The 17,394-nt window shown below is 58.0% G+C and carries 11 protein-coding genes; 8 read left to right on the top strand and 3 right to left on the bottom strand.

The window, feature by feature from the left end:
* Window positions 1-48: 48 nt before the first annotated feature.
* On the top strand, window positions 49-345 hold the full coding sequence (locus ACY4LX_RS30910; RefSeq protein WP_463258668.1) for a pyrroloquinoline quinone biosynthesis protein PqqE: 297 nt from the start codon (window positions 49-51) through the stop codon (window positions 343-345).
* A 56-nt stretch (window positions 346-401) separates the two neighbouring features.
* Here ACY4LX_RS30910 and ACY4LX_RS30905 read toward each other — a convergent pair whose 3' ends face one another.
* The gene (locus tag ACY4LX_RS30905; RefSeq protein ID WP_463258667.1) at window positions 402-1,682 is read right to left on the bottom strand and encodes an NHL repeat-containing protein; all 1,281 of its coding nucleotides are present in this window, start codon (window positions 1,680-1,682) and stop codon (window positions 402-404) included.
* Window positions 1,683-2,101: 419 nt separating this feature from the next.
* Here ACY4LX_RS30905 and ACY4LX_RS30900 point away from each other — a divergent pair, with 419 nt between their 5' ends.
* Complete coding sequence (locus ACY4LX_RS30900) at window positions 2,102-3,907, top strand: phenylacyl-CoA dehydrogenase (RefSeq protein ID WP_463258666.1); 1,806 nt, start codon at window positions 2,102-2,104, stop codon at window positions 3,905-3,907.
* 83 nt (window positions 3,908-3,990) lie between these two features.
* Here ACY4LX_RS30900 and ACY4LX_RS30895 read toward each other — a convergent pair whose 3' ends face one another.
* A complete protein-coding gene (locus tag ACY4LX_RS30895; protein WP_149659595.1) occupies window positions 3,991-5,745 on the bottom strand; it encodes a hypothetical protein in 1,755 nt (584 codons plus the stop codon).
* A 1,131-nt stretch (window positions 5,746-6,876) separates the two neighbouring features.
* On the opposite strand from ACY4LX_RS30895, the gene ACY4LX_RS30890 reads away from it, so the two are divergent.
* The 4 genes from ACY4LX_RS30890 to ACY4LX_RS30875 all read left to right on the top strand — a co-directional run bounded on the left by ACY4LX_RS30890 (window position 6,877) and on the right by ACY4LX_RS30875 (window position 14,381).
* Window positions 6,877-8,955, top strand: a complete 2,079-nt coding sequence (locus ACY4LX_RS30890) for a cytochrome-c peroxidase (RefSeq protein ID WP_463260657.1) — start codon at window positions 6,877-6,879, stop codon at window positions 8,953-8,955.
* A gap of 221 nt (window positions 8,956-9,176) precedes the next feature.
* Window positions 9,177-10,463, top strand: a complete 1,287-nt coding sequence (locus tag ACY4LX_RS30885) for a GGDEF domain-containing protein (protein ID WP_149659594.1) — start codon at window positions 9,177-9,179, stop codon at window positions 10,461-10,463.
* A gap of 90 nt (window positions 10,464-10,553) precedes the next feature.
* Entirely contained in the window at window positions 10,554-12,350 is a 1,797-nt protein-coding gene (locus ACY4LX_RS30880; protein ID WP_463258665.1) for an acyl-CoA dehydrogenase C-terminal domain-containing protein, read from the top strand.
* A gap of 252 nt (window positions 12,351-12,602) precedes the next feature.
* A complete protein-coding gene (locus tag ACY4LX_RS30875) occupies window positions 12,603-14,381 on the top strand; it encodes an acyl-CoA dehydrogenase C-terminal domain-containing protein (RefSeq protein ID WP_463258664.1) in 1,779 nt (592 codons plus the stop codon).
* 227 nt (window positions 14,382-14,608) lie between these two features.
* Here the strand turns inward: ACY4LX_RS30875 and ACY4LX_RS30870 are convergent, their stop codons facing one another.
* On the bottom strand, window positions 14,609-15,529 hold the full coding sequence (locus tag ACY4LX_RS30870) for a LysR family transcriptional regulator (RefSeq protein WP_463258663.1): 921 nt from the start codon (window positions 15,527-15,529) through the stop codon (window positions 14,609-14,611).
* Window positions 15,530-15,698: 169 nt separating this feature from the next.
* Here ACY4LX_RS30870 and ACY4LX_RS30865 point away from each other — a divergent pair, with 169 nt between their 5' ends.
* Entirely contained in the window at window positions 15,699-16,982 is a 1,284-nt protein-coding gene (locus ACY4LX_RS30865) for an aspartate aminotransferase family protein (RefSeq protein WP_463258662.1), read from the top strand.
* A gap of 197 nt (window positions 16,983-17,179) precedes the next feature.
* Window positions 17,180-17,338: a YqaE/Pmp3 family membrane protein gene (locus ACY4LX_RS30860; RefSeq protein ID WP_007904205.1), complete on the top strand. Its 159-nt coding sequence runs from the start codon at window positions 17,180-17,182 to the stop codon at window positions 17,336-17,338.
* The last annotated feature ends 56 nt before the right edge of the window (window positions 17,339-17,394 follow it).

Below are 17,394 nucleotides of genomic sequence, written 5' to 3'. Positions count from 1 at the left end.
GTCTGCTTCAATGGCCGCTGTTGATCCTTCATAAGGACGAGTTCTCCCATGGAAATCTCAGGTAGCACCGCTTTTTATGCCGGTCTGAGCACTCTTCAGACCGGGCAGAACCGTGTCGATCAGGCTGCCGGCCAGATCGCCAGCACCGTCATTGAACGTTCGCAGACCAGCCAGTCTTCCGAGTCTCAGGTCGATCGTTTGCGTTCGGTTGATCGCAGTCAGGAAGCCGACCTCGCCAGCAATGTGGTCGAGATGTCCCAAGGCAAGTTTCAGGTTGAGCTCGGCGCGAAAGTGGCCAAGGCTTCCGATGAAATGCTGGGGACGTTGATTGATACGTACGCGTGAAGTTGTCCCCTGCAAAAAATGCGCTCGGATGAGCGCATTTTTTTTGTCTGGGGTTTTCACTGACCCGTAAGCGCTGTGATTTTCGGAAAGCGTGAGGACCAGGCGAAGCCGCTGCTGCCGGCGAGAAGAATGCGTCCGTTAGTCTGGATGGCAATATCGGCAAATTCGCCCCTGAGTGATTCGCTGTTGAATGTCGGGTCGAGACTGCCATTTTCGAGCAACCGCCATTTATGACCATAGATTTGATTCAAGGGGAGTTCACGGTTGACTCCTCTGCCTGCAACTACGATTTTTCGATCGGGTTGTATTGCGACGGTCGTCAACTCAACGTCCATCGAGTCGCGCTCGAAATACACCAGTTCGCCACCGTTGAAACTCGAATCGGGTCGACCGTCCGCGGTCAGTCGCATTATCAAACCCTGGTCTCTACCGGAGGTGTTTCTGAAGCCCGTGAAAACTATTCGGTTGTCATCCATTACAAGGAGCCGGGACGGGAGATTGATTAAAGTCGTTGGGGCACTGACTTTTTCGGATGTCGGTTCGGTGGGTATATCAATAAAGCCGTCATCCCCGAAGGAGTTGTCGAGTACCCCGGAAGGTGAGTAACGGGCAAGTGTCACATTGCCAGAGTCGTATCCCGCTACGACTATGTTGCCATTGCTCTGAATCTGCACGGCACAAACGTGTGATGGTTTGTCATGAAGCCGGATCTCAACAAAACCGCCCTGACCAAATTGATTGTCCAGCTCACCGGTTCTCGTGACGCAGTACAGCCTGCTGTTGCTTTCGTACAGGCTGCCAGTAAGGTAAGTCGCCGTAATAAGAATTTTGCCATCTTGCTGTAAGCAGCCATCGCTGGTGGGTCTGGCGAAACCATATTCAGGATGTGAATTGTCCGGTTGCGGCAGGATTCTGCGGCCGAACACCAGATCCGGACTGCCGTTTGCAAGCAAGCGCATAACGGCAGGTCGATAGCGAGGCATTCCCGTTGGCTCATCCCTGACTAAGGACTCGCCAACGATGACAATCCTTTCGTCTTGTTCATTATCGGTGAGCTTTTGTAAAAGCAGGCGATTGGGGCGGGAGTTGTCACCCTCCTCGAAATTCCATCTTTGTGCGTTGAAACCCGCGTCCTTTGTTCCATCGATCAGTGCGCGGCCAATCGACATCTTTCCGTAAAGTTCTGTCGCATGAGTAATGACGCCGTTTTTGGACAGGGCCATCGTCAGTGTCCTGCCTAATTCACTGAAGCCGCCGGTATCAAGATATCCATCGGTGCCAAAGCTCTTGTCTATGTCGCCAGCCTGGCGCGATTGAGCGTTTGTTGAAGGGGGCATGACATTCTCCTCGAGTACGCACGTTCAAATTCGAAGCTTCATTGCAGGTTCGCGAAGCTATCGTTCGTCACATTGAAAGTGTTTTTTGCCTCCGCAGTAACTGTCAGATGTGACAGTTTTTTATAGCTATTAAAGTGTTTTTCATGTTTTTTCAGGTATGTCGGGCATAAAGCGTTCAGGGTCACCTCGACCTGTTCAGCCGCGTTTTTCAACTTCACTACGCTAAGTGGTGAGCGGCGAGCTTTTATCGTTAATTGCGTAGGGCTACCGTTTCAGCGACAGAGGCTCGATGACAAATGGTATCGGCTCGGCGCTTGACAAGATTTGGGCGTAAACGTATGTTTCAAACAACTGTTTGACCGTCACAACAAATCAACACGGTCGTTCATTCCCGGTTACATCAGCAGAGGTTTATCGCTATGCCTGACTACAAGGCCCCCTTGCGTGATATTCGCTTCGTTCGTGACGAACTGCTCGGCTACGAAGCGCACTATCAGAGCCTTCCGGCTTGCGCAGACGCAACTCCGGACATGGTTGACGCCATTCTCGAAGAAGGCGCCAAGTTTTGTGAGCAGGTGCTGGCTCCGCTGAACCGCGTGGGTGACACCGAAGGCTGCACCTGGAGCGAGTCCGGCGTTAAAACCCCGACTGGCTTCAAAGAAGCCTACAAACAATTCGTTGAAGGCGGCTGGCCAAGCCTGGCTCACGACGTAGAGCACGGCGGCCAAGGCCTGCCGGAGTCCCTGGGTCTGGCCGTCAGCGAAATGGTTGGCGAAGCCAACTGGTCGTGGGGCATGTACCCAGGCCTGTCCCATGGCGCGATGAACACCATTTCCGAGCACGGTACGCCTGAGCAGCAAGACGCCTACCTGACCAAACTGGTCTCCGGCGAATGGACCGGCACCATGTGCCTGACCGAACCGCACTGCGGCACCGACCTGGGCATGTTGCGCACCAAGGCCGAACCTCAGGCCGACGGTTCCTACAAAGTTTCCGGCACCAAGATCTTCATCTCGGCCGGTGAACACGACATGGCCGACAACATCGTCCACATCGTGCTGGCCCGCCTGCCGGACGCACCGGCTGGCACCAAAGGCATCTCGCTGTTCATCGTGCCGAAGTTCATGCCGAATGAAGACGGTTCGATCGGCGCACGCAACGCCGTGACCTGTGGTTCCCTGGAACACAAAATGGGCATCCACGGCAACGCCACTTGCGTGATGAACTTCGACGCGGCCACCGGTTTCCTGATCGGCCCGGCGAACAAAGGCCTGAACTGCATGTTCACCTTTATGAACACCGCTCGCCTGGGCACCGCGCTGCAAGGCCTGGCCCACGCCGAGATCGGCTTCCAGGGCGGCCTGAAATACGCTCGCGATCGTCTGCAAATGCGCTCCCTGACTGGCCCGAAAGCGCCGGAAAAAGCCGCTGACCCAATCATCGTGCACCCTGACGTACGTCGCATGCTGTTGACCATGAAGGCGTTCGCCGAAGGCAACCGCGCGATGGTCTACTTCACCGCCAAGCAAGTCGACATCGTCAAATACGGCGTGGACGAAGAAGAGAAGAAGAAAGCCGACGCACTGCTGGCCTTCATGACTCCGATCGCCAAAGCCTTCATGACTGAAGTCGGCTTCGAATCTGCCAACCACGGCGTGCAAATCTACGGCGGTCACGGTTTCATCGCCGAGTGGGGCATGGAGCAGAACGTTCGCGACAGCCGTATTTCGATGCTGTACGAAGGCACCACCGGTATCCAGGCACTCGACCTGCTGGGCCGCAAAGTGCTGATGACCCAAGGCGAGGCCCTCAAAGGCTTTACCAAGATCGTCCATAAGTTTTGCCAGACCAACGAAGGCAACGAAGCGGTCAAAGAGTTCGTCGAGCCATTGGCCGCGCTGAACAAAGAGTGGGGCGAGCTGACCATGAAGGTCGGTATGGCCGCCATGAAAGATCGCGAAGAAGTCGGCGCCGCTTCGGTGGACTACCTGATGTACTCCGGTTACGCCTGCCTGGCCTACTTCTGGGCTGACATGGCGCGCCTGGCTGCCGAGAAATTGGCTGCCGGCACCACCGAAACCGCGTTCTACACCGCCAAGCTGCAGACTGCGCGCTTCTACTTCCAGCGCATCCTGCCGCGTACCCGCACTCACGTAGTGACCATGCTGTCGGGCGCCAACAACCTGATGGACATGAAAGAAGAAGACTTCGCTCTGGGTTACTAAGCCTTCGCGCGGTTCTAAAAAAACCGCCGCTCTTTTGGGAGCGGCGGTTTTTTTTTGCTTCTTCCTGACTGCTCAGACGTTACCTACCAAGGGGTCGGGTCCAGAGGGCCGACGCCGGTCGGAGTGCCTGCGCCTTCTCCGTTACGCAGGAACGGCAGGTGCCAGAAGTCGTTCGGGACCACCGGGTCGCCAGGCTTGACGCCTTCCGGAAAGATGAACTCAAACACCGGCGCCACGTACTGTCCAGCGATCAGACCATTGGCCACCGTCAACCGGCCGGCATTTTGAATGCAACTGTCCACGGCGGTCTGGGAAGCGGTCAGTTGTGGAACACAAAGTGACCGTACAACAACGCGCAAGGTGCGGGTCGGCTGGCTGAGAAGCCCGGTCGGTGCCTTGGTCGCGCGAATTCTCGCGCGTTGTGGTTGAGGGCCGATGTTCTGGCTCGTGATGCCACCCGAGACACCAAAGCAACTGGCGGGAAGGGACTGTGCAGGGTTGCATTCACCTGTCATCTCATAAGGCGTAACCCAGCGATTGGTTTGTATGCCCGTCGAAGGGTTCACATCTATCAGATAGATATCGACGGGTGTTTTCACGTCGGTTGTCGATGCTTCCAGGAATATCCGGTCCTGCGTTTCCTGCGCTACGCCGTTGATGGCCGTTGCCGAGGGGTCGGCGGTACCGATACCGAATTCCCCGATAGCCAGATAGCTGGGTTGCGTACCGGGTTGGGTGTAGATCCCGATGTTGGCCTCAATCGTGTGGGCGGAGATAAAGTCCGGAGTACCCGCTGTGGCCGATTTGAACAGCGTACCCGCGTAGCTGATGAAGTCGCCGACTTCGAACGGTGCCTGTTGCATCGGGTCGGGGTCGGTCGCTGTGCGCGAAGCATCGCTGAAGCGCTTCATGACGAACTGACTGCAATAAACCTGGCCCAGAACCGGAGGGGACAGCTCTCCGCTGGCCGGAGGGATGACCCCCGCCTGGCTGAAGTTTCGGCAGTTATTTGTGGTGGTCGGGGTCACGACTTTTGGCCGGTTTTTCTGAGGGCAGAGAGCATCGTCCCCGGAAATGGTGCGGGGTACGCACATCGGGTAACCGGTGGCAGCGTGGATAGTCGGGTTGGCGTCATCCACGGAGAACCGGGGATCGGGGCTTTGAGCACGACCAAAGCGTCCGCTTGGGTCGTTGATCTGGATGATTGTCGGTTGCAGAGGCGTGCCGCTATCCACTTCGAGGTTGCCGTTGGTGTAGTCGATCCGCGTGATGTAGCCGCTGCCGGCATTCGCCGCTTGCTGCGAGACAAAGATCAGCCCGGCTATTTGCTTGTTGGAGACGGTATTGCCCACCACGTGGATCTCGAAAGAGGGGTATGAAGTCGGTCCTTTGTTGAGCGCCAGCGACCCGCCCCTGACAAAATCCGCCCAGGTCAGGGTATTGGCCGGCATTTGCAAAATCGTATTGCACGGGACGGTAATCGTGACGCCGTTCAGTTGGACGGTCCCGCCAAATCGACCAGGATCGCTGGTGCCGGGGCAATTCGCATTGGTGGGATCCAGGGTCATGCTCTGGATAAAACCCGTGACGTCAAAGCCATGAATCGCATCCGGATTGGTAAACACCGGATTAGGCAAAGTGGGGGTCGAGAACGGGGAGGGTGCGCCCTTGACTGGCTTGGCCGTCCCGCCGCCTTGGGCAAGTGCATCACCTGCGCCTCCAATGGCGAGTGCGACGGCGACAGCGCCGGCCAGCAGTGCGTGGTGACCTGAGGTGCCGTTGAGTCGCTTGAGGAACGGCGCTGATGCCAGCGCTTTTGCGTGTAGGGATAAGCTCATGGTTCTCTCCACAATCTTGCGGGACCTGTTGCCGGCCAATCGACTCGCGTCGAGTTGGGGCTCGATCCAGAGGGCAAGTGTCTGAGCATGGTTTCGACATGCCTGGCACTCAGCCTTCAGATGCATTCAATCGGCGATGCGTTGGCCGGTTCCGGACACAATCGCGAGAGACATTCCTTGAGCCTGGAACGTGTAAAGCACTAGTCGTGCCGAATTGACGCCAACAGTTGTTTGCCAGCAATAAATGCGGCTGCGCGGATGTTGTGGTATTGCACGCAACAATATCTATATGAATGGCACCGAAGTAGGGGGGGCTAGGCGCCCACGTTTGGGAGTGCTGAACTAATTACCCTTCGGGCAGTTATAAGCAAGTAATTGAGAACCGTTGTCTATAGATACACTTAACACCAATCGAATGGCAAGTGGAATATAGAGAGGTCTATGAAATAATTGTTTTTTTGCACCCATATAAAAATTAAACAATAGCTCGCGCAGTGCAACTAGCGCACGAGTATTGTTTTTGATTAGTGACGACTCATTCAACCAGGTGTCGGATCTCTAAAATTGCAAAGACTGTGCTGGTTATCTTACGAGTTATGAATTAGCAATTACTTTGCCAATATTATTTTTCTGATGGCTAAGACTTAACATGTTGTGAAATATGGGTATTTTGTCGCTTGTCAATTGTGGTTGGGGAATGGCACCCAAGAATGGGGGGGATGTTCACCCTAATGGAGTGGGTGCTTGCAGTTACCATGGATGGGCTTCCCGATCGATGGCTATTAACTGAGGCGTTGGTCAGTCGAGATAAAAAATACTAAATTTTTTTGTTGAAATTATTTGTTACAGCTAGAGTTGAGTTAAGCGCTCCTCACGGCGCGACAAAAGCAACGTTTCAATTAAGCCTGAGCCAAGAGAGTACTTTGCCAGTTAGGCCTCGTTTCGCATCGGCCAACTTCCAGTGGGTGCGTTTAGTCGTGCGAGCAGCAATATCCCTGGTGATGAGTTCCTCTCGTAACAGGATAATCCCGGAGCCTGGCTACTCCGTACTGAATCGAGAATGTCATCATGGTGAAGTCCTTGAGCATCCTTCGTATTATCCGCTGGGCCTGTTCGATCACAGGTGGCCTGATCGCTGTCGGTCTGGCTTGCGAGAGCGCCATCGCTGCGTCCCCGCCAGAGGTTGTCACACCCGTGGTAGACGTCCCCAGCTTGCAGTCGTTGCACGGCATGACGCCACCCGACCCTTCTGGAACCGAAGGCGGGCGCAAAGTCGACCTGATGACCGACTACGTCCTCAACCGCTCAGCGGCGATTCTGTTGGGCAAGGCGCTGTTCTGGGACATGGAGATCGGCAGTGACGGTTCCACCGCATGCGCCTCCTGCCACTTCCACGCGGGTGTCGATCACCGCATCACCAACCAGATCAATCCTGGCCAGGCGAACATCAACTCAAACGTTTCTTCGATCTTCAACAAGCCGTTTGTAGCGTCCGACATTCCGGGCGACGTCGCTTCCTACTTGACCAAATCCGGCGGCAAGGGCGGCCCGAACTACACGCTGAAGAAAAGCGACTTCCCGACCCATGTGCTGGCCGATCCACTGGATCGCAATTCGCCGATTCTCTATTCCACCGACGATGTGATCGGCTCCCAAGGCGTGTTCGACGCCAACTTCGTCAAGCCACACCAAGCGCGTTTCGACAAGTGCACGGCGCAGCCAGACGGCATATTCCAGGTAGGCGGCATCAATGTCCGTCGCAGCACCGGGCGTAACGCGCCGACGGTGATCAACGCCGCGTTCAATGTGCGAAATTTCTGGGATGGCCGGGCGAACAACGTGTTCAACGGCTTCTCGCCGTTCGGCAATCGCGATCCCGATGCCGGGATTTTCGTCACCGGTGATCGCGGCGGCGTAGCCACCAAAGTGCGACTGGCGCTCAAGGATGCCTCGGCGGCCTCGCAGGCGGTGGGACCTCCCGGCAGCCCGGTGGAAATGTCCTGTGGCGGGCGCACCTTTGCCGATATCGGCCGGCGCATGCTCGACACCCTGATGCTCAAGCAGCAACGGATTTCCTCGACCGATTCGGTGCTGGCCTCCGTTTCCGGTGCGCGCCGGCCGACTTACCGTGAACTGATCAAGGCTGCGTTCCAGCCACGTTTGTGGAATGCCACGCAGCAGGTGCTGTTGGGCGATGCGCCGTACACTCAGATGGAGGCCAATTTCCCGCTGTTCTTCGGCCTGGCGATCCAGATGTACGAATCCACCCTGATCTCGGATAAGGCACCGCTGGACGCTTACTTGCAGGGCGATCATTCGGCCATGAATGCCCAGCAGGTCGAAGGCATGAACCTGTTCCTGGGCAAGGGCAAATGCGTTAGTTGCCATGGTGGCGCGGAACTGACCAACGCCGGTAGCCGCTTGCTGTTCCATCCGCGTGAACGCATCGAGCGCATGGTGATGGCCGACAACCTCACCACGCTCTATGACAACGGCTTCTACAACACTGGCGTGCGGCCGACGTCGGAAGATTTGGCGCTAGGTGGTTCGGACGCGTGGGGCAACCCTTGGTCCTTCACACGTCAGTACAACACCCTGTTGCAGGGCGGTAACGTGCCTGACCCGCTGGATGTCGACGTTTGCACATTCGAAGCGCCATTGAGTGCAGCGTTGCCGTGTGATGCGACGCTTAAACCGAATGTCGGTTTCCGTGATTCCGTGGATGGTGCTTTCAAGACGCCGACGCTGCGCAACATCGCCTTGACCGGGCCGTATTTCCACAATGGCAGCCGGGCGACGCTCAAACAGGTCATGGAGTTCTACAACCGCGGCGGTGATCGGCGTGGTGAGGATGCGAGCAACACCAGCGGCTTCGAACATCCTTCGGCGAATCAGCACAACGCCTCGAACCTTGATCCGGATATGACTTCGCTGAACCTGACCCCTGAGGAAGTCGATGCGCTGGTCAAGTTTATGGAAGTCGGGTTGACCGATCCGCGCGTGGCCTGGGAGCAGGCGCCGTTCGATCATCCGTCGCTGGTTATTCCCCAAGGTCACGTCGGTGATGAGAATGCGGTAACGGCACGGCCTGTGAGTCCGAAGATTTCGACCCGGCAGGCGCTGGATGCACCGATTGCGCTCAAGCCGATTGGTGCGGAAGGGCGCACCGCCACCGAGGGGCCTTTACAGCCGTTCTACAACGATCTCTGAAGCATCGGGTATTGGTGGCGAGGGGGCTTTTGTGGAGCGGGAGCAAGCTCCCTCTCCACAACATGTGTGTTGCATTAAAAAACCTCGGCAATTGACTCAGATACTCGGCATTTCTGCCGTTAAAGAGACGTTCACGTGACCTGCATCACATTTCGTGTGCTTAATCGTGCGCATTGCAGGCACAATGCCATCAATTGCTATGCCGGGTCGGAGCTTTACCCTTGCCGCGTTCTTCCGCTGTACGTTTCAGTCATTTCTTGCCCTCACTACTGCTATTGCTCGCTGGGCTTTCGGCTGCGTACATCAAGGATCTCAACGTCTTCTTCACGTCGCTGTTCAACGTGCTGCCCACCCTGGTGCTGCTGCTCGGCGGCGCGTACTGCGCGGTTTACCGACGCCAGCGTGAACTGTTCCTGATGGTCACGGTGTACATCGCCTATTTCCTGCTCGACACCCAGACCGATTATTACCGCGACAACGGCAAGGTTCGCGAAGACGCGGCGGTGGTGTTCCATCTCTGTTGTTTGCTGCTGCCCTTGCTGTTCGGCCTGTTCGCGGCGTGGCAAGAGCGTACTCACCTGTTCCAGGACATGGTGGCGCGCTTCGCCGTGTTGCTGGCGTTCGGCAGCGTGGCACTGGGCATTGAGCAAAGTTACCCACAGGCGTTGTTGATGTGGCTGTCGGAGATTCGCTGGCCTGCCTTGCATGGCGCCTGGATGAGCCTGATCCAGTTGTCCTACCCGGTCTTCATCGCCTCGTTCCTGCTTCTGGCCTGGCAATACTGGCGCAACCCGCGACCTCTGCACGCCGCGCAGTTGGTGGGATTGTTGGGACTGTTCTGGATGTTGCCGAAAACCTTCATCCTGCCGTTCACCCTGAACATCATGTGCAGCCAGGTGATGCTGATGATTGCCGCGGCTGTGGCCCACGAAGCCTATCAAATGGCCTTCCGCGACGAACTCACCGGCCTGCCGGGGCGCCGCGCGTTGAACGAACGCATGCAGCGCCTGGGGCGCAATTACGTGCTCGCGATGAGCGACGTCGATCACTTCAAGAAATTCAACGACACCCACGGCCACGATGTCGGCGATCAGGTGCTGCGACTGGTCGCGAGCAAGCTGTCGAAAATCAGCGGCGGCGGTAGGGCGTATCGCTACGGTGGCGAGGAATTTGCCCTGGTGTTCGCGGGCAAGACGCTGGAAGAGTGTATGCCGCATCTGGAAGTCATTCGCGAGTCGATTGCGTCCTACAACATTCAACTGCGCAATCCGGATCGTCCCCAGGACGACCAGCAAGGTCGCCAGCGCCGGGCCGGCTCCGGCGCTTCGAGTGTGTCGGTGACGGTCAGCATCGGTGTCGCCGAGCGCCTGGAGCAGCGCACCCCCGAACAAGTGCTCAAGTCCGCTGACGAGGCGCTCTACAGCGCCAAGGGCGCCGGTCGCAACTGTGTGGTGGCGTTCGGTCAAAGCCGCCGTGGCGCGGTGCGCATGGACGCCGCTGCGGGTTGAGTGATGACGGCGCATTCAGCGTCTGGACTGTGATTGTGAGGCATGGTGCGCGGCAGTAGGTTTGAAGAATCTGCCGCCGGAGAAACGACCATGCCCGAGTACAAAGCTCCCCTGCGCGACATGCGCTTCCTGATCGACCACGTCTTCGACTTTCACAGCAATTACGCCGCGCTGGGCGCTACCGATGCCAGCCCGGACATGGTCAACGCGATCCTCGAAGAAGGCGCGAAATTCTGTGAGAACGTTCTGGCACCGCTTAATCGCAGCGGTGACGAAGAAGGCTGCCATTTCGACAACGGCGTGGTGACAACGCCTACAGGCTTCAAGCAAGCCTTCGCACAATACGTCGAGGCGGGCTGGCACGGCCTGGCGGCTGATCCGGTTTACGGCGGTCAAGGCTTGCCTAGCTCACTGGGCCTGGTCATCAGTGAGATGGTCGCCTCCAGCAACACCTCCTGGGGCATGTACCCTGGCCTGACCCACGGTGCAATGTCAGCGATCCACGCCCATGGCACCGAGGAACAAAAACACACCTACCTGAGCAAACTCACCGCCGGCCAGTGGACCGGCACCATGTGCCTGACCGAAGCCCATTGCGGCACCGACCTGGGCATCATCAAGACCCGCGCCGTGCCCCAGGCCGACGGCAGTTACGCGATCTCCGGCAGCAAGATCTTCATCTCGGCCGGCGAACACGACATGAGCGACAACATCATTCATTTGGTGTTGGCCAAGTTGCCGGACGCGCCGGCCGGGACCAAGGGCATTTCGCTGTTTATCGTGCCCAAATTCCTACCCGATGCTGACGGCGAAGCGGGCGAGCGCAACGGCGTTTCCTGCGGCTCCATCGAACACAAAATGGGCATCAAGGCTTCGGCCACCTGCGTGCTCAATTTCGACGACGCCAAGGGCTATTTGATTGGTGAAGCGAACAAGGGCCTGAACTGCATGTTCACCATGATGAACCATGCGCGCCTGGGCACCGGCATGCAGGGCTTGTGTCTGGGTGAAGCGAGCTTCCAGGGTGCGATCAAATACGCCAACGACCGCCTGCAAATGCGTTCGCTGACCGGCCCGAAAGCCCCGGAAAAAGCCGCCGACCCGATCATCGTGCACCCGGACGTACGACGGATGTTGCTGACGATGAAGGCCTTCAACGAAGGCAACCGGGCGCTGACCTATTTCACCGCACAGTTGCTGGATATCGCCCACCTGAGTGCGGACGCCACGGCGCGCCAGGAGGCCGAGGACTTGCTGGCGTTCCTGACGCCGATCTGCAAAGCCTTCATGACCGACACCGGCCTGGAAGTGACCAACCACGGCATGCAGGTGTTTGGTGGCCACGGTTTTATCCGCGAGTGGGGCATGGAGCAGCTGGTGCGCGACTGCCGGATTGCGCCGATCTACGAGGGCACCAACGGCATTCAGGCACTGGACCTGCTGGGGCGCAAAGTCCTCGGCAGCCAGGGCAAGCTGCTGCGCGGCTTCACTAAAATCGTCCACAAGTTCTGCGCGGCCAACGCCGAGCATCCGCAGTTGGGTAGCTTCGTGGCGCAGCTCAACGAGTTGAATCAGCAGTGGGGCGAGGTGACGACGAAAATCGGCATGGCTGCGATGAAGAATGCGGATGAAGTCGGCGCGGCGTCGGTGGATTACTTGATGTACAGCGGTTACATCATCCTCGGCTATCTGTGGCTGCGTATGGCGCTGGTGGCTCAAGCGCAGTTGGACGCGGGCAGCGGTGATGCGGATTATTTGCGCGGCAAACTGGCGACCTGCGAGTTCTATTTCAAGCGATTGCTGCCACGCACTGCTGCACATCGGGCGGCGATCGAGGCGGGGAGTGATTGCCTGATGAAGTTGCCGGCGGAGTTGTTTGCGCTGTAGTCGTTTTTTAAGAGCTTCGCGGGCAAGCCTCGCTCCTACAGATCCTCGCCGTGCGCAGACTTCGCGAACGATAGAGAACCTGTAGGAGCGAGGCTTGCCCGCGAATGCGTTTGTCAGATACACGCTGATGACTAAACATTACAAATCAGTCATGAGCTGACCCTATGTGTCGTAAAAGTTGTTGGGTTACACTCGAATCCAACGAAAGCACAATTCCTACGAATCACCCGTTTAGATCCTGCGAGGTTTGCCATGGCTGACTACAAAGCGCCCCTGCGCGATATGCGCTTCGTCCTCAATGAAGTTTTCGAGGTCGCCAAACTCTGGGCCGAGCTGCCGGCGCTGGCGGATACCGTCGATGCCGAAACCGTCGAAGCCATTCTCGAAGAAGCCGGCAAGGTCACCAGCAAAAGCATCGCGCCCCTGAGCCGTGCGGCTGACGAAGAAGGTTGCCATTGGGCGGACGGTGCCGTCACCACGCCGGCAGGTTTCCCACAGGCTTATCAGACTTACGCTGAAGGCGGTTGGGTCGGTGTTGGTGGCGATCCGGCCTACGGCGGCATGGGCATGCCCAAGGCTGTGTCGGCCCAAGTCGAAGAGATGGTCAACTCCTCCAGCCTGTCGTTCGGTCTGTACCCGATGCTGACCGCTGGCGCCTGCCTGTCGATCAACGCCCACGCCAGCGACGAGCTGAAAGCCGCGTACCTGCCGAACATGTACGCCGGCGTCTGGGCCGGCTCCATGTGCCTGACCGAGCCGCACGCCGGTACAGACCTGGGGATCATCCGCACCAAGGCCGAACCTCAGGCCGACGGTTCCTACAAAGTCAGCGGCACCAAGATTTTCATCACGGGTGGCGAACACGACCTCACCGAAAACATCATCCACTTGGTGCTGGCCAAACTGCCGGACGCACCGGCCGGTCCGAAGGGCATCTCGCTGTTCCTGGTGCCGAAGTTCATGGTCAATGCCGATGGCAGCCTGGGCGCGCGTAACCCGGCGAACTGCGGTTCGATCGAACACAAAATGGGCATCCAGGCGTCCGCGACCTGCGTGATGAACTTCGACGAAGCCGTGGGTTACCTGGTCGGCGAGCCGAACAAAGGCCTGGCAGCGATGTTCACCATGATGAACTACGAACGTCTGGGCGTCGGTATCCAGGGTTTGGCCACCGGCGAACGCTCGTATCAGAACGCCATCGAATACGCCCGCGATCGCCTGCAAAGCCGTTCGCCGACCGGCGCGCAAAACAAAGACAAAGTCGCAGACCCGATCATCGTCCACCCGGACGTGCGTCGCATGCTGCTCACCATGAAAGCCTCGAACGAAGGCGGCCGTGCCTTCTCGACGTACGTGGCGATGCAGTTGGACACCGCCAAGTTCAGCGAAGACCCGACCACCCGTAAACGCGCGGAAGATCTGGTTGCTCTGCTGACGCCAGTGGCCAAGGCCTTCCTGACCGATCTGGGTCTGGAAACCACCGTGCATGGCCAGCAAGTGTTCGGCGGCCACGGTTACATCCGTGAATGGGGCCAGGAACAACTGGTTCGCGATGTACGGATCACCCAGATTTATGAAGGCACCAACGGTATTCAGGCGCTGGACCTTGTAGGACGCAAGATTGTTGGCAGCGGCGGGGCGTTCTACAACCTGTTCGCCGACGAGATTCGTCACTTCACCGCGACCGCCAGCGCTGATCTGGCGGAGTTCACCAAGCCGTTGAACGACGCGGTGACTACCCTTGATGAGCTGACTTCGTGGCTGCTGGACCGGGCGAAAAACAACCCGAATGAAATCGGCGCGGCGTCGGTCGAGTATCTGCAAGTATTTGGATACGTTGCCTATGCCTACATGTGGGCATTGATGGCCAAGGCGGCCTTCGGCAAAGAGGCGCAGGACGATTTCTACGCGAGCAAACTTGGCACCGCGCGGTTCTATTTCGCCCGTCTGCTGCCGCGGATTCACTCGTTGAGCGCGTCGGTGAAGGCCGGTAGCGAATCGTTGTTCCTGCTGGACGCCTCGCAGTTCTGACGATGTAACGTCATGTAAGCATTCTCTTACATGACGTGCTGCTGTTTTCCCATATGCGCCGATTGGATCCAGAGCTAATCTACTTCACATGGACGTCGCGCAGGAAGCGCAAAGCAACAACACGGACACGTAGGATTCTGCCAGGACGGCGGAGTGAAATGGATGTCAGGGAAACAGTCTGCAAAGCCCCGCTTCGGCGGGGTTTTCTTTTACCTGCAGAAAAGTGCTCAGGTCATTGTCACCGGGCCGTTCAAGCGGTCATCGGGCCCATTCAGTACTTCTTCCAGCAATGTCTGCAACAGCGCCAGCGAGGCTTGTTGCCGTTGCACATCTCGACACACCAAGCCGACTTTCAGCGGTACGCGCGGCTCGGTCAGTGGTTTCCACAGCAGTTCATGGTTGCCGAGGGCTTTTTGCGAGCGCCCGGGCAGCACCGTGGCCAGTCGGGTATGGGGCAGGCTGTCGAGAATCCCCGCCATGTTATTCAGCTCGGCTTGCACTTGCGGACGCCGGCCCAGGCTGGCCAATTGCGTCTGCCAGATCTGTCGTAGCTGAAACTCTTCGCCCAACAGCAGCATCGGCAATTCCGCGGCCTGGCTCATGGAAACTTTCTTGAATTCCCGCAGCGGATGATCCGCCGGGATGACAAGGGTCAGTTCATCTTCGTACAGCATCACGCCATGCAGCCCTGGCTGACGCGGCGGCAAATAGCTGATGCCGATGTCCAGGGAACCGTTGAGCAAGCGCCGCTCAATCTCGAGGCCGGTCAGCTCGTAGATCTGCACCACCAGATGCGGCTGCGCCTTGCGCACCCGTTCGAGCATCTGCGGCACCAGGCTGCTGTGCACAGTCTGCAACACGCCAATGGCCAGGGTACGCAGTGCCTGACCCTTGAAATTACCCAAGGCCTCCCGTGCCCGTTGCAGACCATCGAGCAGGGGCAAGGCGTGGTTGTACAACGTGTGCGCCGCCAGAGTCGGCAACAGGCGTTTGCTGCTGCGCTCGAACAGGCTTACATCGAGGTTCTGTTCGAGGTGACGGATCTGTTGCGACAGCGCCGGTTGGGAGATGGACAGTCGCTCCGCCGCCCGGCCTACATGGCCTTCTTCGTAGACCGCGACGAAATAACGCAGTTGTTTGAAATCCATAAGTAATACTTATCGAAAATGCTGTGAAATCGAAATGGCTCAGCGCCGTGCCTGAGCCTAGTCTAACCGCATTCATAAGGCTTACAGGGCCAGAACGAGCGATGAATACCGTTTGCAGCGATGGTGTTTACATAGGAAAGACAAAAAACCTCAAACGAGGCTTTTTGCGATGAATCTGTTTAATTTGCGACGTAACCCTCCCAGCCTGGACGACTTGGTCCTGGACGGTTCATTGCCCTCCCACAGTGACAACCTCTCCAGCGAGTGCCTGATGCCCAGCGTCGAGCGACCACAACAGATTTTTGTCCGGGGCCAGGGCTCGTGGTTGTGGGACAGCGATGATCGCGCTTATCTGGATTTCACTCAGGGCGGCGGCGCCAACAGCTTGGGCCACAGCCCATCCGTGCTGGTCAACGCCATTTCGGATCAGGCCCGGGCACTGATCAACCCCGGTTTCGGCCTGCATAACCGCGGCATGCTCAACCTCGCCGAACGCCTCTGCGCCAGTACCGGCAGCGACCAGGCCTACCTGCTCAACAGTGGCAGTGAAGCTTGCGATGCGGCGATCAAGTTGGCTCGCAAGTGGGGCCAACTGCATCGTGGCGGCGCTTCGCGGATCATCGTCGCCAACAAGGGTTGCCATGGTCGTAGTCTCGGGACGATTTCGGCGTCGGACAGTTCGAACCTGACCAACCGATTCGAGCCGCAGTTGCCGGGCTTCAGTCATGTCCCGTTCAATGACCTGCCAGCGTTGCATGCCGCGGTAGACGCCCGGACTGTGGCGATCATGCTCGAGCCAGTTCAGAGTGAGGCCGGGGTGATTCCGGCCGACGAGCATTACCTCAAGGGTGTCGAGCGTTTGTGCCGCGAACTGGGCATCCTGCTGATTCTCGACGAAGTGCAAACCGGGATTGGCCGCTGCGGCACCTTGCTCGCGGAGCAATCCTACGGCGTACGAGCGGATATCGTTGTGCTCGGCAAAGGCCTGGGCGGCGGCGTGCCGTTGGCAGCGTTGCTGGCCCGGGGCAAGGCGTGCTGTTTCGACCTCGGTGAAATGACCGGCACCCATCACGGCAATGCGCTGATGACCGCGGCTGGCCTCGCCGTGTTGGGCAGCGTGCAGGACCACGGATTTCTTGATCATGTACGCCAGACCGGTCAACACCTTCGCGAAGGCCTCCGGCGTCTGTCCCATCGCTACGGCCACGGCGAATTGCGCGGGCAAGGCCTGCTTTGGGGGCTGAGCCTGTCCGACGATTCAGCAGACGCGGTAGTCAAAGCGGCACTCCACGAAGGCTTGCTCCTCAACGCGCCACAACCCGATTGCCTGCGCTTCACCCCGGCCCTCACCGTCAGCAAAGCCAACATCGACGAAATGCTGCTGCGCCTGACCCGAGCGTTCTCCCGAGTGCGCACCGCGCAATTGCAGTGCCGCAAAGGGATTGCCGTCTGATCAGAGCCGTCCTACACGAATTCCCGAACCGTCTCGCGGTAATAACGCATCGCCCCATGCCTGATTCTTTTGGTGTGGGGCGTTTTTTTTGTCTCGGCGAAATGTTGGTCTGAAGAACCGCACTGAACCCTGACGAACGGAGCAGGTCGATTGGTTGTGTGGCTCGTACGAGCCAACTTCAAATCAGGAGCTGACCCATGGACTTTATTCGAATCATCATCGCCATTCTGTTGCCGCCCCTGGGTGTGTTTCTGCAAGTCGGTTTCGCCGGGGCGTTCTGGCTGAATATTCTGCTGACGTTGTGCGGGTATATTCCGGGGATCGTGCATGCGGTTTACATCATCGCCAAGCGCTGACATTTTCGGTGTCAGGTAGATAGCGTTCGCGGGCGGCGTTCCGACTTGCCCGCGAA

The organism is Pseudomonas sp. Emmai (genome assembly GCF_055179735.1).
The sequence above is the reverse complement of the archived record's forward strand: the minus strand, read 5'-3'. Positions and strand labels throughout refer to the sequence as shown.

Bases quoted from the DNA above. Each gene is read 5' to 3' on its own strand.
- ACY4LX_RS30870 (WP_463258663.1), bottom strand. From the start codon at position 15,529: ATGGATTTCAAACAACTGCGTTATTTCGTCGCGGTCTACGAAGAAGGC.
- ACY4LX_RS30900 (WP_463258666.1), top strand. From the start codon at position 2,102: ATGCCTGACTACAAGGCCCCCTTGCGTGATATTCGCTTCGTTCGTGAC.
- ACY4LX_RS30905 (WP_463258667.1), bottom strand. From the start codon at position 1,682: ATGCCCCCTTCAACAAACGCTCAATCGCGCCAGGCTGGCGACATAGAC.
- ACY4LX_RS30910 (WP_463258668.1), top strand. From the start codon at position 49: ATGGAAATCTCAGGTAGCACCGCTTTTTATGCCGGTCTGAGCACTCTT.
- ACY4LX_RS30880 (WP_463258665.1), top strand. From the start codon at position 10,554: ATGCCCGAGTACAAAGCTCCCCTGCGCGACATGCGCTTCCTGATCGAC.
- ACY4LX_RS30895 (WP_149659595.1), bottom strand. From the start codon at position 5,745: ATGAGCTTATCCCTACACGCAAAAGCGCTGGCATCAGCGCCGTTCCTC.
- ACY4LX_RS30860 (WP_007904205.1), top strand. From the start codon at position 17,180: ATGGACTTTATTCGAATCATCATCGCCATTCTGTTGCCGCCCCTGGGT.
- ACY4LX_RS30865 (WP_463258662.1), top strand. From the start codon at position 15,699: ATGAATCTGTTTAATTTGCGACGTAACCCTCCCAGCCTGGACGACTTG.
- ACY4LX_RS30875 (WP_463258664.1), top strand. From the start codon at position 12,603: ATGGCTGACTACAAAGCGCCCCTGCGCGATATGCGCTTCGTCCTCAAT.